General features: G+C 65.3%; 18 protein-coding genes. 14 read left to right on the forward strand and 4 right to left on the reverse strand.

Annotated elements, in window-relative coordinates; all coding sequences use genetic code 11:
• Positions 1–322 precede the first annotated feature (322 nt).
• The 4 genes from AC07R1_RS04470 to AC07R1_RS04485 all read left to right on the forward strand — a co-directional run bounded on the left by AC07R1_RS04470 (position 323) and on the right by AC07R1_RS04485 (position 4662).
• Positions 323–1399 carry a sigma-54 interaction domain-containing protein gene (locus AC07R1_RS04470; protein ID WP_011061215.1) on the forward strand — a complete coding sequence of 359 codons (1077 nt, stop codon included), beginning with the start codon at positions 323–325 and terminating at the stop codon, positions 1397–1399.
• 112 nt (positions 1400–1511) lie between these two features.
• A complete protein-coding gene (locus AC07R1_RS04475; RefSeq protein ID WP_123397390.1) occupies positions 1512–2093 on the forward strand; it encodes a TetR/AcrR family transcriptional regulator in 582 nt (193 codons plus the stop codon).
• 148 nt (positions 2094–2241) lie between these two features.
• Positions 2242–3102, forward strand: a complete 861-nt coding sequence (locus AC07R1_RS04480; RefSeq protein WP_026022879.1) for an NAD(P)-dependent oxidoreductase — start codon at positions 2242–2244, stop codon at positions 3100–3102.
• 357 nt (positions 3103–3459) lie between these two features.
• Complete coding sequence (locus AC07R1_RS04485; protein WP_065364012.1) at positions 3460–4662, forward strand: MFS transporter; 1203 nt, start codon at positions 3460–3462, stop codon at positions 4660–4662.
• On the opposite strand, the gene AC07R1_RS04490 is transcribed toward AC07R1_RS04485, so the two are convergent.
• From AC07R1_RS04490 to AC07R1_RS04505, 4 genes are all read right to left on the reverse strand, one after another.
• Positions 4638–5423, reverse strand: coding sequence for a type 1 glutamine amidotransferase domain-containing protein (locus AC07R1_RS04490; RefSeq protein WP_495110192.1), 786 nt, complete (start codon positions 5421–5423; stop codon positions 4638–4640). The genes AC07R1_RS04485 and AC07R1_RS04490 overlap by 25 nt on opposite strands.
• Before the next feature lie 92 nt (positions 5424–5515).
• Positions 5516–6355 carry a metal-dependent hydrolase gene (locus AC07R1_RS04495; protein ID WP_169891661.1) on the reverse strand — a complete coding sequence of 280 codons (840 nt, stop codon included), beginning with the start codon at positions 6353–6355 and terminating at the stop codon, positions 5516–5518.
• Between the two features lie 39 nt (positions 6356–6394).
• On the reverse strand, positions 6395–7294 hold the full coding sequence (locus tag AC07R1_RS04500; RefSeq protein WP_495110193.1) for an SDR family NAD(P)-dependent oxidoreductase: 900 nt from the start codon (positions 7292–7294) through the stop codon (positions 6395–6397).
• Positions 7281–8849 (reverse strand): flavin-containing monooxygenase, encoded by a 1569-nt coding sequence (locus AC07R1_RS04505; RefSeq protein WP_495110194.1) that lies wholly within the window; start codon positions 8847–8849, stop codon positions 7281–7283. The genes AC07R1_RS04500 and AC07R1_RS04505 overlap by 14 nt, the downstream gene beginning before the upstream one ends.
• 268 nt (positions 8850–9117) lie before the next feature.
• Here AC07R1_RS04505 and AC07R1_RS04510 point away from each other — a divergent pair, with 268 nt between their 5' ends.
• The 10 genes from AC07R1_RS04510 to AC07R1_RS04555 all read left to right on the forward strand — a co-directional run bounded on the left by AC07R1_RS04510 (position 9118) and on the right by AC07R1_RS04555 (position 22670).
• Positions 9118–10113: an alpha/beta fold hydrolase gene (locus AC07R1_RS04510; RefSeq protein ID WP_072441899.1), complete on the forward strand. Its 996-nt coding sequence runs from the start codon at positions 9118–9120 to the stop codon at positions 10111–10113.
• Positions 10114–10408: 295 nt separating this feature from the next.
• Entirely contained in the window at positions 10409–11701 is a 1293-nt protein-coding gene (locus tag AC07R1_RS04515) for an alkane 1-monooxygenase (protein ID WP_011061224.1), read from the forward strand.
• Positions 11702–11842: 141 nt separating this feature from the next.
• A complete protein-coding gene (praA, locus tag AC07R1_RS04520; protein WP_015635562.1) occupies positions 11843–12334 on the forward strand; it encodes an alkane oxidation protein activator PraA in 492 nt (163 codons plus the stop codon).
• A gap of 132 nt (positions 12335–12466) precedes the next feature.
• Positions 12467–12973: an alkane oxidation protein activator PraB gene (gene praB, locus AC07R1_RS04525; RefSeq protein WP_011061226.1), complete on the forward strand. Its 507-nt coding sequence runs from the start codon at positions 12467–12469 to the stop codon at positions 12971–12973.
• A 122-nt stretch (positions 12974–13095) separates the two neighbouring features.
• Positions 13096–14544 carry an outer membrane protein transport protein gene (locus tag AC07R1_RS04530; protein WP_015635564.1) on the forward strand — a complete coding sequence of 483 codons (1449 nt, stop codon included), beginning with the start codon at positions 13096–13098 and terminating at the stop codon, positions 14542–14544.
• Positions 14545–14822: 278 nt separating this feature from the next.
• A complete protein-coding gene (locus AC07R1_RS04535) occupies positions 14823–17372 on the forward strand; it encodes an acyl-CoA dehydrogenase (RefSeq protein WP_495110195.1) in 2550 nt (849 codons plus the stop codon).
• A gap of 30 nt (positions 17373–17402) precedes the next feature.
• The gene (locus AC07R1_RS04540; protein ID WP_495110196.1) at positions 17403–18755 is read left to right on the forward strand and encodes a 3-oxoacyl-ACP reductase; all 1353 of its coding nucleotides are present in this window, start codon (positions 17403–17405) and stop codon (positions 18753–18755) included.
• 3 nt (positions 18756–18758) lie between these two features.
• On the forward strand, positions 18759–19649 hold the full coding sequence (locus AC07R1_RS04545) for a MaoC family dehydratase (RefSeq protein ID WP_220224363.1): 891 nt from the start codon (positions 18759–18761) through the stop codon (positions 19647–19649).
• Positions 19649–20947: an acetyl-CoA C-acetyltransferase gene (locus tag AC07R1_RS04550; protein ID WP_011061231.1), complete on the forward strand. Its 1299-nt coding sequence runs from the start codon at positions 19649–19651 to the stop codon at positions 20945–20947. The genes AC07R1_RS04545 and AC07R1_RS04550 overlap by 1 nt, the downstream gene beginning before the upstream one ends.
• Before the next feature lie 19 nt (positions 20948–20966).
• Positions 20967–22670: a long-chain-fatty-acid--CoA ligase gene (locus AC07R1_RS04555; protein WP_015635569.1), complete on the forward strand. Its 1704-nt coding sequence runs from the start codon at positions 20967–20969 to the stop codon at positions 22668–22670.
• Positions 22671–22685 lie beyond the last annotated feature (15 nt).

The raw sequence follows: 22685 nt of genomic DNA on the forward strand, positions 1-22685 counted from the left end.
TTCGCTGGCAAGCCAGCTCCTACGAGGGGCGGTGGTGGGTACTGGTGTCGGAAGGGATAGAGCAGATTGCATGCCAGGGCCGCTACAAAGCGCTGCAGGCCTTGCCTGGCAAGGGCTTCAGGCAGATCGACAGGCCCTGGCCCAAGCCGCCGCTGCTGATCTGCGAACAGGCAGGTGCTGGCCGATTGCTGCTCCAGCAGCAGGTGGGGAGCACCATTCAGATATATTCATAAAAGGAATATCTAAAGATTAATTAATAATTATTTAGTCTAAATATCTTCGTGCACTATTGAGCCCGCGCTTTTACTGCCAGGAATGCACCATGTCGCTGATCACTCATCCAAACGCCCGTGAATTGACCAAGTCGGTACGGGCCACCGTTCTGGTGTTCAAGGACCCGCGCTCCCAGGAATTGCTCAGTCGCATCGAGCGCCTGGCCCCCAGTGAGGCCAATACCCTGATCATTGGCGAGACCGGCACCGGCAAGGAACTGGTGGCGCGCCACATCCATCACCTGAGCCGCCGCGGGCGCGAGCCCTTTGTCGCGGTGAACTGCGGGGCATTTGCCGAAACCCTGGTGGAAAGCGAACTCTTCGGCCATGAAAAAGGCGCCTTTACCGGCGCCACCACCCATAAGGCCGGCTGGTTCGAAGCGGCCAACGGCGGCACGCTGTTTCTCGACGAGATCGGCGACTTGCCGCTGAACATGCAGGTCAAGCTGCTGCGGGTGCTGCAGGAGCGAGAAGTGGTGCGCCTGGGCTCGCGCACGCCGATCCCGATCAATGTGCGGCTGGTGGCGGCCACCAACGTCAACCTCGCCGATGCGGTGGTGGCCGGGCATTTTCGTGAAGACCTGTTCTACCGCCTGCACGTGGCCACCATCCGCCTGCCGCCGCTGCGCGAGCGCCCGGGGGACATCCTGCCCCTGGCCGAATTCTTCCTTGAGGAACACTGCCAGCGCCTGGGCTACAACCGTGCCTCGCTGACCGAAGAGGCTGAACGCAAGCTGCTGGAGCACAGCTGGCCGGGCAACATTCGCGAACTGGAAAATGCCATCCACCACGCCTTGCTGGTGTGCCGCCAGCAGCGGGTGGCACCGGGGGATCTGCACCTGGTGGACATGCGCTCCTCCGGCATCCGCCAGGAACAGGCGCCCCTGGCCGTCCCCGGGCCTCAGGCGCCGGCAGACCTGGGCCGGGCCTTGCAGGCGCTGTTCGAGCAGAACATTCCCGACCTGTACGAGCACATCGAGGAAACGATCTTTCGCGAGGCCTATCGCTACTGCCATGGCAACCAGTTGCAGACCGGGCGCCTGCTCAACATCAGCCGCAACATCGTGCGCGCCCGGCTGGAAAAGATCGGCGAGTTGAACAAGCCCCTGGCGACTTCCGCTTCCTAGATCCGCTTCCTGGACCCGAGAACCGGCCCGGGGCTTTTTTTGCCCGGGGCGGTTGACGCCTGCCGGCTTGATCTTTAGTCTTTGGAACGATCATTCCAGAAAGGTAATAGCCGTGCGTCCCAAGGAGTTCGACCCCGAGCAGATTGCCGATGCGGCCATGCAGGTGTTCTGGCAGCGCGGTTACGCCGCCACGTCCATTCAGGACCTGGTGGAAGGCACCGGCCTGAGCCGCAGCAGCCTGTACAACGCCTTCGACAGCAAGCACGGCCTGTACACCTGTGCCCTCAAGCGCTACCAGCAGATGACCAGCGCCAATATCGAGCTGCTGGGCGCCGACGCACCCGCCAGGGAACTGATCCGGCGATTGCTGATGCGCATCGTCGACAACGAGCTGGAAGACACCCGGCGCCTGGGCTGCCTGGCGGCCAATGCCTCCCTGGAAATGGCCGGGCAGGACGCGGCGGTGGCTCAGCTCGTGGCGCAGAATTTCCAGCGCATCGAGGCGGCCCTGGAGCAGGTGCTGCGTCGCGGCCAGGAGCAGGGGGAGATCGACCCGCAGAAGAATCCCCGGGCCCTGGCCAGCTTTGTGGTGTGCACCGTGCAGGGCTTGCGGGTGCTGGCCAAGGGCAGCCTGGCGGAGCAACGACGCCAGCGCCTGCTGGATGTGGTCGAGGTGGTCCTGGCCAGCCTGTAGCAGCCGGCGTGCCGGCGAAGGGCCCCTCACAATCTGCCTCAGGTTCGAGGGCGTCTTCGCTGGCAAGCCAGCTCCTAAAGGGCTGGGCTTTTTTTGCCTTTTATTGGAATGATCATTCCATAATTAATTGAACACGGGAGAGACACAGATGGCCAAGCAACCAGGATCCATTGCGGTATTAGGCATCGGCATCATGGGCGCCGCAGTGGCGCGCAATCTGCGGCGCAAGGGCTTTGCGGTACGGGCCTGGAACCGCACGCTGCAACGGGCCCAGGCGCTGATCGCGGACGATATCCAGGTATTTGCCGAGCCCGCCGAGGCGGTACGCGGGGCGCAAGTGATCATCACCCTGGGCAAGGACGGCGCCGCCGTGCTGCAAGCCATGCAGCAGGCACGGGACGGTTTCGAGCCTGGGGCGCTCTGGCTGCAGATGGCCACCGTGGGGATCGAGGCCAACGACGAACTGCAAGGCTTTGCCCGGGATGGCGGGCTGGTCTTCTACGATGCCCCGGTGCTGGGCACGCGCCAGCCTGCGGAGCAGGGCCAGTTGGTGGTATTGGGCGCGGGCCCCGAGGCTCATCGGCCGGCGTTGCAGCCGTTGCTGGAGGCCATCGCCAAGCGTGTGCTCTGGGTTGCCGAACAGCCGGGAGCCGGCAGCCGCCTGAAGCTGGCCCTCAACAGCTGGGTGCTGGCCCTGACCCACGGCGCCGCGGAAAGCCTGGCCCTGGCCAAGGGGCTGGGGCTGGACCCGGCGCTGGTGGTGGAACTGGTCAGCGGCGGGCCCCTGGACAGCGGCTATTTCCAGGCCAAGACCCGGGCCATGCTCAGTGGCGACTACAGCCCGAGCTTTACCCTGGCCAACGCCCTGAAAGACGCCGAATTGATGGTGGCGGCGGCCGCCAGAGCCGGGGTCCGGCTGGATCTGGCCGAGGCCGGAATCCAGCGTTTCCAGCGCGCCCTGGAGCAGGGCCATGGCGACAAGGACATGGCGGCCTCCTACCTCGGCTGAGCGTTTTCTTCTAGCGCTGATGCAGGCGCTGGCTTGCCAGCGAAGGCGCCCGTGAGTCGGGCGCAGGGGTTGAGGGCCTCTTCGCCGGCAAGCCGGCTCCTACGGGAGCCTGCGCGGTGTATCTGCCTGCTGTATGAGCTGGCTTGCCAGCGAAGGCGCCCGTGGGTCGGGCACAGGGGCTGAGGGCCTCTTCGCCGGCAAGCCGGCTCCTGCGGGAGCCTGCGCGGTGTATCTGCCTGCTGTAGGAGCTGGCTTGCCAGCGAAGGCGCCCGTGAGTCGGGCGCAGGGTCTGAGGCCCATTCGCCGGCAAGCCGGTTCCTGCGGTGATTTCTGGTCTTCTTGTGTGAGCATTCTTTCATGAACATTTGCGTACCTTTGCCGACCGCCTCCAGCAGGCTGCCGGTCTGGCGCCTGCTGGCCTTTACCCTGGCCGGTTTCATCGCCATCGTCACTGAGACGCTGCCTGCCGGGCTGTTGCCGCAGATCAGCCAGGGCCTGGGCATCAGCGAGGCCATGGCCGGGCAGTTGATCAGCCTGTATGCCCTGGGCTCGGTGGCGGCGGCGATTCCGCTGATCGCCGCCACTCGCAGTTGGCGCCGTAGGCCCTTGCTGTTGCTGGCCATCGGCGGCCTGTTGCTGTTCAACAGCCTGACCGCGTTGTCGACCCACTACCTGCTGACCCTGGCCGCGCGCTTTGCCGCGGGCATGGCGGCGGGGCTGGTCTGGGGCCTGCTGGCCGGCTATGCCCGGCGTCTGGTGGTGCCCGAGTTGCAGGGCCGGGCCCTGGCGGTGGTGGGCGTTGGCCAGCCGATCGCGCTGTGCCTGGGGGTGCCCCTGGGGGCCTGGCTGGGCACCCGCATGGATTGGCCGCAGATCTTCTGGGGGCTGTCGCTACTGGCTCTGCTGCTGTGGTTCTGGGTGCGCCTGGCAGTGCCGGACTACCCCGGCCAGCCGGCCCACCAGCGCCAGCCGATCGCGCGGATCTTTCTCACCCGGGGCCTGCCCCAGGCGCTGCTGGTGATCTTCGTGTGGATCCTGGCCCACAACATTCTCTACACCTATATCGCGCCGTTCCTCGCGTCCCTGGGCCTGGCGGCCTCTCTCGACCGGGCGCTGCTGGTGTTCGGCCTGGCCTCCCTGGTGGGGATCTGGTTCACCGGGCTCGGGGTCGACCGCTGGCTGCGCGGGCTGACCCTGTGCAGCCTCGCCGGTTTCGCCCTGGCGTGCCTGCTGCTGGGGATCGCTGCCAGCCAGCCCTGGCTGGCCTGGCTCGGCATTGGCGCCTGGGGCCTGACCTTCGGTGGCGCCCCGACCTTGCTCCAGACCGCCGTGGCGGATGTGGCCGGGGAGGGGGCGGATGTCGCGCAATCGATGCTGGTGACCATCTTCAACCTGGGCATTGCCTGCGGGGGTATGGTCGGCGGCCTGCTCTTGCAACGCTATGGCGCGGCGTCTTTTCCCTGGGCCATGGCCGCCCTGGCGCTGGTGGGCCTGATGCTGGTCTGGGGCGCGCGCAGCCATGCCTTCAAGCCGGGTCAGCGCTCTGCCTGCTGCGCCTGAGGTTGGGCGTCGCGAGCCTGTTGCAGCAGGCTCGCCCATTCATTGGCGAAGCGGTGGCAGTCCCCGGGCCAGCGTGCGGTCAATAGATTGCGGTCGCGGACCACAAAACCGCGCTCGGGGTGCTCTGCCGAATCCCGCCGGGGCAGCCAGGGTCCGGGCAGAAAATCCGCCGGGCTGGCCAGGGCCGCCTTGATCTCTTGCTCGACGCTGTGGTCGTAGGTGCGGTAGTAGCGCCCCAGCCACGGCGCGGTGACCAGCCAGGCCGCCAATTCCATGGGGCCGGCCAGCAGGGCGGTGACCTTGCGCCCATGGAGCACCGAGCGCCCGCTGGCCGGATCGATGCAGCGCGCCAGGGCCAGGGGGCCGTGGCACACCGCGGCCACGGGTTTGTCGGCCTGGAAGAAGGCCAGGATGATCCGCCGCACCTCCTCGGATTCCAACAGGCTGCGCATGCCCCGGGCGTGGCCGCCGGGAATCAGCAAGCCCTCGTAGGCCGCCGGGTCGACCCCGGCATAGGACAGAGGGCTGCAAAAGGCCGGGTCGCGGGTCATGGCGTGGTAGCGCGCCAGGTCGGCCGCCGGGGTCATCAACAACGGGTTGAGCGGGCCGAACCCCAGGCTCACCAGGCGCGAATCGGCGTAGGCCGGCATCCCCAGGGGGGTGGCGAACTGCGCGGCAAAACCGGCGTCCCGGGCAGCCTGCCAGGGCAGGCTGCTTTCGCTGGGGTCGTAGTCGGCGTGGGGCAGCAGAATCAGGATCATCGCGCGGGCTCGCAGCACCTAAGGGTGCGTTGCAGGTTAGCAGCCCCGCCAGGGGATGCCGGCACGCCGCTGTTGCGCCGTGCCGGCATTTGTCACTTGGCCGCGGCGGCGCGGGTGCGTTCGATGTCCTGCACCAGGCCGTCGATGCGTTGCAGTTGCTCGCGGTTGTCGTGGTCCCAGGGGTGAAAGCCCGGCTTGAAGAACTGCAGCCAGGGCAGGGCGATCCGCGGGAACACCCCCTTGGGGCCGTAGAGGTACTTGACCACCTGCCACAGCCCTCGCCAGTGGCCGCCGCGACGGCGGTCGGCGATCAGCATGCGCACATGGAAGTCGAACACCACCAGCCAGAAGCCCAGGGTGGTGAACAGCATGCTCGCGGTGCGGATCAGATAACGCTTGGGCCCGGGCTTGATCACGCTGTTCCAGACGTCGTAGGACACGGCCTTGTGCTCGGTTTCCTCGAGGGCGTGCCACAGCCACATCTGCCGGTAGCCCGCCACCGAATTGCCGAAGCGGCTGGGGTCGCGCAGCAGCAGGTCGGCGAGGATTGCCGTGTAGTGTTCCAGGGCTACGGTGATCGCGAGGTTGAAGGCCGGCGGGAAGTGCTTCTTCTGGAAATCGAGGAAGAAGCGCAACCGCCGGTCCAGCAGATGGGCCGGCAGCCCGGCGTCCTGCAGCAGGTCGTTGTAGCGCAGGTGCTCACGGCTGTGCATGGCTTCCTGGCCGATGAAACCCTGGATCTGGCGCTTGAGCTCGGGGTCGTGAATCTGTTCGCGGTAGTGGCGCACGCTGTCCATGAAGAACAGCTCGCCGGAAGGAAACAGCAGGGACAACGCATTGAAGAAGTGGGTCACGTGGCTGCCTTGCTCGTGCCAGTCGCAGGCGCGTTCGGCAGGCAGTTCGACCTTGATGTCGCGGCGGATGGGCAGCATGGCTGTCGCTCCTCTAGACATGAAAAAGGGTGGGCGGCGCTACAGGCCGCGTTCGTCCTGGGGCTCGTAGACCGCCGACCGCGTCTTGCCCGGCTTGGGCGCCATGCGCCGGCTGGCCCACACCACCAGGGCCTGGTAGGCGCTGGGCAGCAAGCGGATGAACAGGTCGAGCAAGTGCGCGTCGCGGCCGATCAGCACCCGGCGCTTGTTCTTGCGCACCCCCAGCAGGATCACCTTGGCGGCGGTTTCGGCGGAGGTGATGAAGAGTTTTTCGAAGTCGTCCCGGGCCTGCTGTTCGTTGTCGATCAGGAAACCCTTGACGTTGTCGCTTATGCGGCTGGTGCGGGCGATATCGGTGCGGATGCCCCCCGGATGCACGCAGGTGGCGGAGACGCCGTGGCCTTGCAGGTCCAGCTCCTGGCGCAGGGATTCGGTAAAGCCGCGCACGGCGAACTTGGTGGCGTTGTAGCCGCTCATGCCGGGCTGGGAGAACAGCCCGAAGACGCTGGAGGTGTTGATGATGTGACCGTCGCCGGATTGCCTGAGGTAGGGCAGGAAGGCCTGGGTGCCGTGGACCACGCCCCAGAAGTTGACGTCCACTATCCACTCCAGGTCCGCCAGGCTCGAACCTTCCACGGTGCTCGACAGCGCCACCCCGGCGTTGTTGAAGATCAGGTTGATCTGGCCGTGTTCGGCGGCGCTGGCGGCGGCCCAGGCGAACATCGCCTCGCGGTCGCCGACGTCCAGTTCCTGGCTGCTGATGCGCAGCGGCAACAGGGTCGCGGCCCGGGCCTGGGCCACGGTCTGTGCCAGGCCCAGGGGGTTCTTGTCGGCCAGGGCCAGGTGACAGCCCTCACGGGCCAGGGCGACGGCCAGGGCGCGGCCCATGCCGGAGGCGGCGCCGGTGATGGCGGCGACTTTACCGTTAAAGTTTTTCATTGAGAGCGGCCTCTTCAAGGTGCAGGGGGCGCGCGGCGGCCGGTGCGGCGGCGGGCTGGGAGTGGGGCAGGTGGCTGGCCTGGTAGTCCTGCAGCTCGAAGTGCTGCAAGGTCTTCTTGAAGCTCCAGGTGGAGCCCGGCCAGAGGGTGGTGTTCTGCCCGCTGCGCGGGTCCAGGTACCAGCTGCGGCAGCCGCCAGTGGACCAGATGGCCCCGGCCAGGCGCTGCTGCAGGCGCTGGTTGTACTGGCTTTCGACCTGGGGCCGGACTTCGATGCTGGCGATACGTTCGCGCTGCATCTGGCCCAGGGCCTTGAGGATGTAGTCCACCTGGGCCTCGATCATCAGGATCATCGAGTTGTGCCCCAGGCCGGTGTTGGGGCCGACGATCATGAAGAAATTCGGAAAGCCCGGCAGGCAGGTGCCCAGGTAGGCGTGGGCGCCCCGGGCCCAGCTGTCCATCAGGTCCTGGCCATGGCGGCCGAACAGCAGGCCCCGGGGAATCGGGTCGGTGGCCTGGAAACCGGTGCCGAAGATGATGCAATCCACGGGGTGGCGGCTGCCGTCTGCAGTGATCACCGCGTCGCCGTCGATACGCTGGATGTCATCAGTGATCAGCCGCACGTTGCCCCGGGTCAGGGCCGGGTAGTAGTCGTTGGAGATCAGGATGCGCTTGCAGCCGATGGTGTAGTCCGGGGTCAGGCGCTGGCGCAGCACCGGGTCGGGCACCTGTTTGCGCAGATGGCGCAGGGCCACGCGCTGCACCACCTTCATCAGTCTGGGCCGGCGGGCGAAGGCGATCACCCGGCTTTCCAGGGCCCAGTACAGCGCCGAGCGCACCAGCCGCTGGGTGAAGGGCAGGTGCTTGAAGGCCCAGCGTTCCACCGCGCTGAGCTCGCGGTCGGGCTTGGGCATGATCCACGGCGGGGTGCGCTGGAACAGCTTGAGCTGAGCTACCCGCGGGGCGATTTTCGGCACGAACTGGATGGCGCTGGCGCCGGTGCCGATCACCGCCACCCGCTTGCCTTGCAGGGCGTAGCGGTGATCCCACTGCTGGGAGTGAAACCGCTTGCCGGTGAAGGTGTCGAGCCCGGGGATGTCCGGGATCGCCGGGCGCGACAGGCCACCCATGCCGGAGATCAGTACCCGCGCACTGACTTCCCGACCATTGCTGAAGCGCAGGTGCCAGCGCTCCCGGGCTTCATCGAAGACCGCCTGTTGCAGGCCCATGTTGAAGTGCAGGTAGGGCGCCAGGGCGAAATCCCGGGCGCAGTTTTCCAGGTATTCGCGGATTTCCGGCTGGGGCGCGAACTGCCGGGTCCAGTTCGGGTTGGGCGCAAAAGAGAAGGAATAAACGTGGGATTGCACGTCGCAGGCGCAGCCGGGGTAGTGATTGTCGCGCCAGGTGCCCCCCAGGGACGCGGCGTGTTCGGCGACGAAGAAATCCTCTATCCCCGCTTGCTTGAGCTTGATCGCCATGCACAGCCCGGCGAAGCCGGCGCCGATGATGGCGATGTCAACGACCTCGGGGTCGTTGGGTGGCGAGTACGCATTCATGGTGTGTACCTCGATTGTAATGATGCTGCTGGGTGACTTTCGTCAGTGGGTGGAAACTCAGGATTGCACAATTTAAAATAATGTTTTAAAAATTAATTTAAATAAATTACCTGAAAATGTCACCTGCGCTGGTCGCCTGTGGATTTTGCGGGGCTCATCCAGGCCATGGGTGAGGCGTCACAGGCGGCACCAGGCCAGGGCGACACGCCACACCGCCAGGTCATTCCGATCACGGGCGAACGGCGCAGGGAAGCTGAGGGGGCGGGTTATGGAGTGGCTGGTAGCGGCAGCGGTATTCCTGGCGGTCAGTGCGGTGCTCTGGGTGGTGAGTTTTCGTATCAACCGCCGGATTGAAAGCCAGGTTCCGATCAACGGACGCTTTCTCGAGGTCGGTGGCGAGCGCATTCACTACACCGATGAGGGCAGGGGCCCGGCGCTATTGATGATCCATGGCCTGACCGGCTGCGGGCGCAACCTGACCCACTCCCTGGCCCCGCAGCTGCGCGAACGCTTCCGGGTGATCACCATCGATCGTCCCGGTTCGGGCTATTCCACCCGGGCCCGGGGCGCCGCGGCAGACCTACCGGCCCAGGCCAGCCTGGTGGCCAGGTTCATTCGTACCCTGGACCTGGGCCAGCCGCTGGTGCTGGGGCATTCCCTGGGCGGTGCGGTGGCGCTGTCCCTGGCCCTGGACCATCGGCAATCGGTGTCCGGGCTGATCCTGGTGGCCCCCTTGACCCATCCGCAGCGCATGTTGCCGCTGGTGTTCCTGTCCCTGGCAGTGCGCCCGGCTTTGCTGCGGCGCTGGATGTCCCTGACCCTGGCGGCGCCCATGGCCATGCTCGGGCGCCGTGGCCTGGTCAAGTCGGTGTTCGCCCCGGACCCGGTGCCCGAGGATTTCGCCGAGCGTGGCGGCGGGTTGCTGGGGATGCGTTCGGACAGCTTCTACAACGCCTCCAGCGAAATCGCCGTGGTCAACCGTTCGCTGCCGGGCATGGTCAAGCATTACCCCAGCCTCAAGCTGCCGGTAGGGCTGATCTATGGCTCGGCGGACCCGGTGCTCAGTTACCGCCGGCACGGTGAGTCAATGGTCGGCAAGGTGCCGGGGCTGTCCCTGGAGATCGTCCAGGGCCGGGGCCACATGTTGCCCATCAGCGCAGTCGAGCGGGTGGTGGCCATGGTCCAGCACGTCGCTTCCCAGGCTGCGCCACAACGCAGCGCAACCATCCTGCACCCGCCGTTCGCGGCTTCAAGAGCAAGTTGAGGGCGTGGTGGGGGGCGGTTTCGAGCGCCCCTGCCGCGGCGTCGACAGCAGCTGTAAATGCTTCACGGGCGACATTCGAAACAAGCCGAAAAAATAGTTGACGAGCTAACGAACCCGAGCTATTTTTTTAAAAAAATGTTTTGAATGTTTTTTTTGAAAGTGCAATTGAGCGATTAAAAATAATGAAAATAACGCCATTTCACGCTTTTGTTTTTTCATCCCTTCACGCTCGGCACAGCGCAGCCGCGCTGTCCTTTATAGCACCTGTTTCGACTGCCATCCTGCGGAGGCTGCCATGACTGTTTCCGTGGCGGCACCCGGCGTCTGGACCGATAGCAAGCGTCACCTGTGGTGGCTGGGCACCTTGCCCATGATCACCCCTCTGCTGTCGGGGATCTTCGCCCTCACCACCGGGGTGCAAGTGTTCTGGTGGAGCGGGGTCTTGGTGATCTTCGGCCTGATCCCGCTGATTGACGGCCTGATGGGGGAAGATGCCAGCAACCCGCCTGAATCCGCCGTTCCCGATCTGGAAAAACAACCCTACTACCGCTTTATCGTCTACAGCTGTGCCGTGCTCTCGGTACTGTCTTTGGTGGTGACCGCCTGGATGGCCATCAGCGGGGTGGACTGGATCATCGCCGGCGGCCTGCTGCAACTGAGTGAACAACTGCACCTGCAAGGCAGCCTGGCGAGCTTCGCCGCCTTCCTCACCGAGCGTGCGCAACTGCACGGCAGTATCGGCTGGTTCACCTACCTGGGCATGGCGATGTCCACCGGCGCGGCCACCGGCATTGCCATCAACATCGCTCATGAGCTGGGGCACAAGAACCGCGGGATGGCCAAGTTCCTGGCCAAGCTGGCCCTGGCTTCGACCTTCTACGGGCACTTCTTCGTCGAGCACAACCGCGGCCACCATGTGCGGGTGGCCACCCCGGAGGACCCGGCCAGTTCGCGCCTGGGCGAATCCTTCTGGAGTTTCCTGCCGCGCACCGTGTGGTTCAGCCTGAGTTCGGCCTGGCATCTGGAAAGCCAGCGCCTGGAAAAACTCGGCCTGCCGACCCTGCACTGGAAGAACGGCGTGCTCAGCGCCTGGTTGTACAGCGTGGTGCTGTGGGGCGTGCTGATCGCCTGGCTGGGGGCGGCGGTGATTCCCTTCCTGGTGATCCAGGGGATCTACGGCTTCTCTCTGCTGGAGGTGGTCAACTACGTCGAGCACTACGGTCTGCTGCGCCAGAAACAGCCCAACGGCCGCTATGAACGCTGCTCGCCGCGCCACTCCTGGAACAGCAACCGGATCGTCACCAACATCTTCCTGTTCCAGTTGCAGCGCCACTCCGACCACCACGCCAACCCGACCCGTGCGTATCAGGCCTTGCGTCACTTCGACGAGTCGCCACAGCTGCCCTATGGCTACGCCACCATGATCGTCTGGGCCTATGTGCCGGCCCTCTGGCGGCGCCTGATGGACCACCGGGTGCTGGCGCACTACTCGGGTGATGTACGCCTGGCCAACATGCACCCGGCCAAGCGTGACGAACTGCTCAAGCGCTACGGCTTCAGCAACACCGATTCAGACACCGCTCTTTAGTTGTACCGCTCACCCCTTCAAGTGCTGGCGAACCGGTCGTGTTCGCCTGTGATGTGCCCGCTTGAAGGGTGAGCAACGCAGTAGGCAGTCCTTAAGCAAGTTGACCGACAACAACAATAAGCAACTGTAAGGAAGTCACGGATGTCCATTTCACCGCTATTCACTGCCCAGTTGTTCGTGGTCCTGGTGGGGATCTCCCTGATGGGGGCCGCCGAAGCCGCGCGCATTGAACCGGCCAATACCGAGTTCACCGCCAAGGGCCCCATCAGCTTTGCCAAGAGCATCATCAATGCCGACTGCACCATCCAGGTCAGCGGCAAGGTCAGCCCCGACGGCAGCTTCGCCAGCGTCGAGAAAGTCGACTTCAGCGGCGGCCTCAAGTGCGGCCAGGTGGAAGCCACGCACCTGCCCTGGAAGCTGATCGCCAAGGACGAAACCAGCGGCGCCATGTCGGGTATCCAGGTCACCGTGCACGCGCCCCTGGTGGGCGGCGACTGCGGGCCGTCCACCGCCGAAGGCAGTTGGAACAACAGCACCGGAAAACTCGAAGCGGCCCAGGTCAGCCTCGACGGTGGCTGCACCATCAAGACCGTATCGATCCAGATGCCACCCACGTTCCGGGTTGCACCCTGACGCGCACGTCACACCTTTATCGAATTGAAGATTTGGCTGGAAAGGGAAGCTCGGTCGCTGTTCTCCGTGTCGTCTCGCTCAAGGCCATTACCCCGGCGAAATGAATCGCCATACATGTGAGGAAAAACAACAATGAAAGGCATCAAAACTCTCGTGTCCGCCACCGCCATCGTTGCCTGCTTGGGAGCTGCTTCCATGGCCAGCGCTGCATCCATCGCCATTGATGGTGCGAACCCGGATGGTCCGTTCACTACCCCTGGCGGCACCATCACCGTGCGCTCGCCGTCCTCGTTCAACCAGCCCGTGACCTGCAACATCAACTTCAGCGGCAACATCGCCGGCGGCGTGGCCAGCATCACCGGCGCCACCGTCAGCGGCAGCAACGCGCTGTGCAACCTGCCGAAGATCACTGGCTTGCCATGGACCCTGAGTGCCTCCAGCACCACCGCAGGTACCGTGACCAACGTGGGTTACACCATTTCCTTCTTCCCTGCCACCAACTGCGGTCCGACCACCATCAACGTGGCCTGGAGCAACGTGACTCACTCGCTGAGCCTGAGCACGCCTCAGACCCTGAGCGGTGGCTGCTCCGTGGATGTGCTGAACGCCAAGCCGTCGCCACAGGTCAGCGTGATTTAAGCGTTATCTGGAACCAAGGGCTGATCACCCGCTGAAGGACACCGCCTCGCAAGAGGCGGTGATCTGCAGATCAGGAGGGCCCTGTAGTGTCGGTTGCTATCGATAATAATAAGGAGTGGGGCATGAATAATAAGAAACAACAGTTGCAGATCGCGGTGGCACTCGCCCTGTTGGGGGGCTTTGGTGCGATCGGCACTGTTCAGGCAGGCGGCTTCACCACGCCTACCTACGGCGCTCCCGGATGGGGCCGGGCCTTCGGTGGTGGTTCGTTGTTCAAGAACGACCCCAGTGCGGCTTACAACAACCCGGCGGCCATGGCGTTTATCGATCAGAACGTGGCACAGATGACGGTCGACTACGCCCGCATCAAGATGAAATACAAAGGCGATGCCTACGATTATCAAGGGAATCCGGCCACCACCTTGCCGGTGGATGCGTCCGGCGTCCCCACCGGTGGCCCGGTGCCCCTGGAGGGCAATGGTGGCCAGGGCGGCTTCACCGCCTGGTTGCCGACCGGCTTCATGGTAATGCCGATCAATGATCAGTTTGCCTTCGGCCTGAGCCAGGTCGTGCCCATGGGCATGCGCAGCACCTGGGATAACGACAATTCCAAGATCCGCGACTTTTCGGTGGATACCAAGATCGAGACCGTGGGCCTGACCGGCTCGCTGTCGTTCAAGGTCAATGACGACTTCTCCCTGGGTGCCGGGGTCATCGTCCAGCACAGCAAGGGCTTCGTCAGCCAGAACCTCAACCTGACCGGTGCCGCGGCGGTATCTCCCGGCCTGGGCGGGATCCCGCTGCCATCCGGCGTCGGGGCGAACCTGATGCGGGTCAAGGTGGACAATACCTCGGTAGGCTGGTTCACCGGCGTGGTCTGGAAACCCACCGACCGCGACACCCTGGGCCTGAACTACCACGCCAAGATCAAGAACAAGATGGACGGCAAGTACAACGTGCGTGCCGACGCGGTAGGCCGCCAGTACATGACCCAACCGGCCGGGCCCAATGGTGAAAGCCTGGTGGAACTGGCCTATCCCGGCCTGAAGCTGAACCCGGATGGCGCCAACGCCAGTGCCCAGCTGGACATTCCAGCCTCCGCCGGGCTGGACTGGGTGCACGTGTTCGATGACCGCTTCACCCTGGGTGCCAGCATGCTGTGGACCCAATGGTCGTCGTTCAAGGACCTGACCCTGAAGTCCGATGGCAATACCCTGGTCTCCATCCCGTACAAGTACAAAGACACCATGATGTATTCCCTGGGTGGCGACTACCGCTTCACCGACCAGCTGACCCTGCGGGCCGGTGTGGCGTACGACCAGACACCAACCCGTAACAGCACACGTGACCCGCGGATTCCCGACAACGATCGCTGGTTCACTTCCTTGGGCTTCGGCTATGACATCAGGGCGATCCCCGGCCTGACCATCGACGGCGCCTATTCCCGGCAATTCGTCAAGGAAGCCAAGATCAAGACCCAGAACGTGGACCGTCTCGGTGCCTCGCGCCTGGATGGCAAGGTCGACGCCAAGGGCGAGGTGGTGAGTCTCTCCGCGACCTATCACTTCTGAGGGTAAAGGCTTTACCCACGCCTCGAGATAACGGCAGTACAAAGGGATTGTGCTACTGCCGTCGGCGGGACGGGTCACCTCAGGACCCGTCTTGACCTGCCATTTCCCCAAGCCCTGGCTGACATCGTTCGGCCGTTGTGCGTTGCTGAAATCACTCAAAACAATATTTAAAAATAAAATTTGAAACGCGGCAGTTTCCTTTGTAGGGTGATCTTCGAGGGGCCGGCACAACGCCCAGGCTCCAAGTGGTCGTCTGCATAGAACAAGAGAGGTATTCCATGATTGTCTGGTTATTGGTGGGACTCGCCGTTGCGTTCGCACTGGCCTATCGGCAGGCCCCGGCATCCTGGTGGCTGGGCTCGGCCCTGGTCTGGCTGGGGGCAGGGCACTGGTTGGGCCTGGTGGGCTCGCTGGGCATCAGCCTCGCGGCGCTGCTGGTGGTGCTGCCGGCTGCGCTGCTGAGCGTCAAGCCGCTGCGTCGGGCCTTGCTCACCCGTCGTGCCCTGGTCATGTTCCGCAAGATCATGCCGGCCATGTCCGACACCGAGCGCGCGGCCATCGAATCCGGCACGGTCTGGTGGGATGCCGAGCTGTTCAGCGGCAAGCCCGACTGGTCGCGCCTGATAGGCGCCGCGCCGGCCAGCCTGAGCGCCGAAGAGCAGGCGTTCATGGACAACGAAGTGGAAACCCTGTGCGACATGGCCAACGACTGGGAAACCACCCAGGTCTGGCAGGACCTCTCGCCCAAGGCCTGGCAATACACCAAGGACGCCGGCTTCCTGGGGATGATCATTCCCAAGCAGTACGGCGGCAAAGGCTTCTCCCATTACGCTCACTCCCAAGTGGTGATGAAGCTCTCCACCCGCTGCTCGGCGGCGGCGATCTCGGTGATGGTGCCCAACTCCCTGGGCCCGGCCGAACTGCTGCTGCACTACGGCACCGAGGCCCAGCGCCAGCACTACCTGCCGCGCCTGGCCCGGGGCGAAGACATTCCCTGCTTCGCCCTGACCAGCCCGTACGCCGGCTCCGACGCCGGGGCCATTCCCGATACCGGCGTGGTCTGCAAGGGCCAGTTCGAGGGCCAGGAAGTGCTGGGCTTCCGGGTTACCTGGGACAAGCGCTACATCACCCTGGGCCCGATCGCCACGGTGCTGGGCCTGGCCTTTCGCGCCGAGGACCCGGACGGCCTGCTGGGCACCAAGGGCAGCCTGGGGATCACCTGCGCGCTGATTCCCACCACTCATCCCGGGGTCAATACCGGGCGTCGCCACTGGCCGCTGAACGCGGTGTTCCAGAATGGCCCGACCACCGGCAAGGATGTGTTCATCCCCCTGGAATGGGTGATCGGCGGTGGCGACCAGGTGGGCAACGGCTGGCGCATGCTGATGGAATGCCTGGCCGCCGGGCGCGCCATTTCCCTGCCCTCGGCCAACGTCGGCCTGGGCAAAGTGGCGGTGCGCGGCACCACGGCCTACGCGGCGATGCGCAAGCAGTTCGGCCTGCCCATCGGCAAGTTCGAAGGGGTGCAGGCGCCCCTGGCCCGCATGGCCGGGCACCTGTATGCCTGCGACGCGGTGCGCAAGGTCTCGGTGGCGTCCCTGGATGCCGGCGAGAAGCCCTCGGTGATCTCGGCCATCGCCAAGTACCACGTCACCGAGCGCGCCCGGGCCATGGTCAATGACGGCATGGACATCGTTGCCGGCAAGGGCATCTGCATGGGGCCCAACAACTTCCTGGCCCGGGCCTACCAGCAAAGCCCGATCGCCATCACCGTGGAAGGCGCGAACATCATGACCCGCTGCCTGATCATCTACGGCCAGGGGCTGATCCGTTGCCACCCCTATGTCTTTCGCGAGATGGAAGCGGCCCGGGATACCGGGCGCAAGGGCCTGGAAGCGTTCGACAGCGCGATGTTCGGCCATATCAGCTTCGTCTTCGCCAACACCGTGCGCGCTGCGGTGCACGCGGTCACTGGCGGGCGCCTGATCAAGGCCCCGGGCAACACCGACAAGGCCCTGGCCGCCTATTACCGGCAGATCCAGCGTCTGTCGGTGGTGCTGGCCCTGGCCTCGGACATTTCCATGGGCGTGCTGGGCGGTGCCCTCAAGCGCAAGGAAAGCATCACCGGGCGCCTGGGGGACATTCTGTCCCAGCTGTACATCCTGTCCTGCGTGTTGAAGCGCTTCGAGGACGATGGCCGGCCGCAGGCCGACCTGCCGCTGGTGCACTGGGCCGCCCAGGACTGCCTGCTGCGGGCCCATGAAGCCCTGGCCGAAGTGCTGGACAACTATCCTTCCAAGGCTGCCGCGCGGATCATCCGTGGCCTGAGCTTTCCCCTGGGCATTCCCCAGCGCAAGCCGTCGGACCGCCTGCTGGCGCAAGTCGCCGAACTGGTGCAGACCCCGGGCCCGACCCGCGACCGCCTGCTGGCCGACTCCTACATCCCGCAGCCGGACATCGACAAGCTGGCCTATGGCGAACTGGCATTCCGCCTGCAGCCACAGGTGGACCTGATAGAGGCGCGGCTCAAACCGGCGATCAAGCAGGGCAGCCTGGCGCCGTTGCCGATCTCCCGCGAGGCCTTCGTGATCTGGCGGGTCAAGGCCCTGGAGCTGCAGCTGATCAGCCCGGACGAGGACGAGCTGCTGGGGCGCTATGTGGAATACGGCGACCATGCGATCCAGGTCGACGACTTCCCCCAGGACTTCGGTCTGCTCGAAGCCCTGCAACAGCGTCAGGCGCACTTCGAGCAGAGCGCCAAGCCGGCCTCGCGCAAACGCGCGGCCAGCAGCGAAGACGCGGTGGCCGCTAGCGATTCGGCCTATTGACCCTCTACAGGATTGGATCGGGATCTCTTTATGTCTGACGGTTATCTTTCGTTCGTCAATTCCGGCTGGGGCCGCTGGCTGGCCCAGCGCACCGGCCTGCCGCAACCGGTGCCGCTGCAACGGCACCGCGAGGGGCAGGGCGGCAACCTGCTCAACCCGGTGGTCCTCGCCGCAGCGCCCGAGGGGCGCCTGCTGGGCGAGCTGCAACGGATCTTCGCCGCCACCGACACCGTGGCGGCCCAGGCCGCAAACATCACCGCGCCTTCCACGGTGAAGGTCCAGGGCCTGGTGTTCGATGCCAGTGGGGTGGCCGACATCGCCCAGCTGGACGAGCTGTACCGCTTCTTCCACGCCAATGTGCGGCGCCTGACAGCCCACGGCCGGGTGCTGGTGCTGGGTACGCCGCCGGAGCACTGCAAGGAACTGGCCCAGGCGGTGGCGCAACGGGCCCTGGAAGGCTTCGTGCGTTCCCTGGGCAAGGAGCTGCGTCGGGCCATCACGGTGCAGTTGCTGTACGTCGAGCCCGGCGCCGAAGCCGAGCTGGACAGCAGCCTGCGGTTCTTCCTGTCGCGCCGCTCGGCCTATGTATCGGGGCAGGTGGTGCGCATCGGCGAACCGGTGGAAGTGCCCCGGCACATCGATTGGCAACAGCCCCTGGGCGGGCGCCGGGCACTGGTCACCGGGGCCTGCCGCGGCATCGGCCTGGCCATTGCCAAGGTCCTGGCCCGGGAGGGCGCCCAGGTGGTGTGCCTGGACATTCCCCAGAGCGAGGCCGAGCTGCAGCAGGCGGCTGCCGGGATCAAGGGCAGCGCCCTGGCCCTGGACATCACCGCGGCCAACGCCGGGCAACGCCTGCTGGAGTTCGTCGGCGAGCACGGCGCCTTCGATATCGTGGTGCACAACGCCGGCATCACCCAGGACAAGACCCTGGCGAAGATGACCGAGGCAGCGTGGCGCAAGGTCATGGCGGTCAACCTGGAAGCGCCGCTGCTGCTCAGCCAGGCGCTGCTGGAAGGCCAGGGCCTGAATCCCGGCGGGCGCATCGTCTGCGTCTCGTCGATTTCCGGGATCGCCGGCAACCTCGGGCAGAGCAACTACGCCACCTCCAAGGCCGGGGTCATCGGCCTGGTGCAGAACCTCGCCCCTTTGGCGGCGCGCCAGCAGATCACCGTCAATGGCGTGGCCCCGGGTTTTATCGAAACCCAGATGACCGCGAAGATCCCGCTGATGATCCGCGAGGCCGGGCGGCGCATGAACTCCATGAACCAGGGCGGGCAGGCCGTGGATGTGGCGCAAACCATCGCCTGGCTGGCCCATCCGGCCTCCGGCGGCATCAATGGACAGGTGGTCCGCGTCTGCGGGCAAAGCCTGCTGGGGGCCTGAGCCATGAATGCTGATACCGCAATTCGCATCATCGAGCCGCCGCCCTCCCGGGGGCAGCTGCTTTACGACGGCATCCGCAGCCTGCGCAAGCCCAAGCCGGAAGCGGCGCCCCAACTGCCGACGGAGCGCCTGGTGCGCCCGGCGGTAGAGCTCAAGGCCGACGAAATAGCCCGCTACGCCCAGGCCTGCGGCTTTCGCCGGGAACACGGCGTCCCGCTGGCGTTTCCCCACACCCTGGCGTTCCCGCTGCACCTGTTGCTGCTGACCCGCCCGACGTTTCCCTATCCGGCCAGCGGCATGGTCCACCTGGCTAACCGTATCCGTCAGTACCAGAAACTGGAGGAGGGCCAGGCCCTGCGCCTGGAAGTGTTCGCCGAGCGCTGGCTGGCCCATCCCAAGGGCCAGGCCCTGTCGATTGCCACCCGTGCCCACAGCGGTGGCAGCCTGGTCTGGGAAAGCGACAGCCTGTACCTGCGCCGCGGTGTAGCCGGGCCCATCGGCGAGCCCTGGGAGGGCTTGTTGCAATGGGATGAGCAGGCCCTGGTGCGCACTCAGCGCTGGAGCCTGGGGGGCGATCTGGGCCGCCGCTTTGCCCAGGTCAGCGGCGACTTCAACCCGATCCATACCTCATGGCTGGGCGCCCGGCTGTTCGGCTTCCGCCGGCCCATTGCCCACGGCATGTGGACCCTGGGCCGGGCCCTGGCGGCCCAGCAACCGCCCCATCCTCTGGCGGCAGCCCAGCTGGACTGCGAGTTCAAGCTGCCGATCTTCCTGCCGGCGGCGGTGACCCTGTGGAATCGCCTGCCGGACGGCCCGCGCCATGAGTTCGAAGTGCGCAACAACGCGGGGGACAAGCCGCACATGCGCGGTCTATTTATCTGGGGAGCTCGTTGATGGCTGAGTACAGTTTCAATCCGGCGCCGGTCCGCCGGGTGGCGATCCTGGGCGGTAACCGGATTCCGTTCGCCCGTTCCAACACGGTATATGCCAATGACAGCAACCAGGACCTGCTGGTGGCGGCGTTGCAGGGCCTGGTGGATCGCTACGGCCTGTCGGGCCAGCGCCTGGGGGAGTTCGCCGCGGGGGCGGTGATCAAGCATTCGCGGGATTTCAACCTGGCCCGGGAAAGTCTCTTGTCCACCACCCTGTCGCCGCAGACCCCGGCCTATGACCTGCAGCAGGCCTGCGGCACCGGGCTTGAGGCGGCGCTGCTGGTGGCCAACAAGATCGCCCTGGGGCAGATCGAAGTGGGCATCGCCGGGGGCGCCGACACCACCTCCGACGCGCCCATCGGCATTAACGAAGGCCTGCGCCGCACCTTGCTCCAGGCCAATCGCGCCAAGGGCACCGGCAACAAGCTGCGCAGCCTGCTCAAGGTGCGCCCGGGGATGTTCTTCAAGCCGTTGCTGCCACGCAACGGCGAGCCGCGCACCGGGCTGTCCATGGGCGAGCACTGCGAAGAAATGGCCAAGCGCTGGCAGATCAAGCGCCTGGCCCAGGATGAACTGGCCCTCACCAGCCACCACCAGTTGAATGCGGCCTACCAGCGCGGCTTCTTCGATGACCTGATCACCCCGTACCGCGGCCTGAAACGCGATAACAACCTGCGGGCCGACGCCAGCCTGGAGAAGCTCGCCGGCCTGGGCCCGGCCTACGACCGCCACAACGGCACCCTGACTGCCGGCAACTCGACCCCGCTCACCGATGGCGCCTCGGTGGTGCTGCTGGCCAGCGAAGACTGGGCGGCGGCCAACAACCTGCCGGTGCTGGCCTACCTGCGTACCGGGGAAACCGCCGCGGTGAACTTTGTCGACGGCAGTGAAGGGCTGCTGATGGCCCCGGCCTATGCCGTGCCGCGCATGCTCGCCCGGGAGGGCCTGAGCCTGGAGGATTTCGACTTCTACGAGATCCACGAAGCCTTTGCCGCCCAGGTGCTGTGCACCCTCAAGGCCTGGGAGGACGCTGATTACTGCCGGGACAAGCTCGGCCTCGACGGACCTCTGGGCAGCATCGAGCGCAGCAAGCTCAACGTCAACGGCGGCTCCCTGGGCTGCGGGCATCCGTTCGCCGCCACCGGTGGGCGGCAACTGGCGACCCTGGCCAAGGCGATCCATGAGCGCGGCGGCGGCCGCGGGCTGATTTCCATCTGTGCAGCAGGCGGGCTGGGCGTAACCGCCATCGTCGAAAAATAAAATAACAAGGAGACTGCCAATGAGTGTCGTGAGCCTGCAACCCGTCGAGCGTATCTGGCTGAACGCTTACCTGCCGGGAGTGCCCAGCGATATCGAAGCGGAGATCGACCGTTACCCGTCGCTGCGGGAAGTGTTCCTCGAACACGTGGACAAGTATCGCCAACGGGTGGCCTATGTGAGCATCGGCACCGAGATGGGCTACGACCTGTGGGAGAAGCGGGTATTCGCTTTCGCCGCCTGGTTGCAGTCCAAGGGGGTGAAGAAGGGCGACCGGGTGGCGTTGATGATGCCCAACTGCCTGCAGTACCCGATCTGCCTGTTCGGCACCCTGCTGGTGGGGGCCGTGGTGGTCAACGTCAACCCGCTGTACACGGCTCACGAACTGCGGCACCTGCTCAAGGACAGCGGCGCCGAGACCGTGGTGATCTTCGAGAATTTCGCCCACACCCTGGAACAGGCGATGCCGGGCAGCCAATTGAAGAACATCGTGGTAGCCGCCATCGGTGACCTGCTGGGCACCTTCAAGGGCGCAGCCCTGAACTTCGCCTTGCGCCATGTGCAAAAGCAGGTGCCGAAATTCAACCTGCCGGGGGCCATCCGCTTTCCGGCGATGATGAAGCTGGCCAGCGTGCTGGAGCACCGCCCGGTGGAACTCAAGCAGGACGACATCGCCTTCCTGCAATACACCGGCGGCACCACCGGCGATGCCAAGGGCGCCATGCTCACGCACCGCAACATCCTCGCCAACCTGATGCAGGCCAAGGCCTGGGTCGGTGACCAGCTGGACGAGAACCAGCAGGAAACCAACGTCACCCTGTTGCCGCTGTACCACGTGCTGTCGCTGACGGTGAACTGCCTGATGTTCATGTGCCTGGGCGGGCGCAACATCCTGATCGCCAATCCGCGGGACGTGAAGCGGGTGCAGATGATCCTGCGCAAGGAAAAGTTCAGCGGCATCGTCGGGGTCAACACCCTGTTCAACGGCCTGCTGGAAAACGAGGAGTTTCGCGGTCGGGATTTCTCCGACCTGAAGCTGGCGATTGCGGGCGGCATGGCCACCCACACCTCGGTGGCCCGGCGCTGGAAGGAAGTCACCGGGGTGCCGATCATCGAAGGCTACGGCCTGACCGAGTGCTCGCCGGTGGTGAGCATCAGCCCGATCGACATTGCGCGCATGCGCGAAGGCGATTTCACCGGGACCATCGGCGTACCGCTGCCTTCGACCTGGGTGCGCTTCGTGCGCGAGGACGGCCAACTGGCCGAGCTGGGCGAGGAGGGCGAGCTGCAGGTACGCGGGCCGCAGGTGATGAAGGGCTACTGGCAGCGCCCGGAGGAAACCGCCAAGGTTCTGGATCGTCACGGCTGGCTGTCCACCGGGGATGTCGGGGTGATGAACGAGCAGGGCTTCATTCGCCTGGTGGACCGCAAGAAGGACATGATCCTGGTCTCCGGTTTCAACGTGTACCCCAACGAGATCGAGGATGTGGTGGCCCTGCACCCGGGGGTGGCGGAAGTGGCGGCGATTGGCGTCGAGGATGATGTGACCGGCGAGAAAGTGAAGATCTTCGTCGTGCGCAAGGACCCGGCGCTGACCCAGGACCAGTTGCTGGCCCACTGCCGGGAATACCTCACCGGCTACAAAGTGCCGCGCTATGTAGAGTTCCGTACCCAAGAGCTGCCCAAGACCACCGTGGGCAAAGTCCTGCGCCGCGCCCTGCGCTGACCTGCAGGAACCGGC

Source organism: Pseudomonas sp. GW821-FHT07F01 (assembly GCF_059418825.1).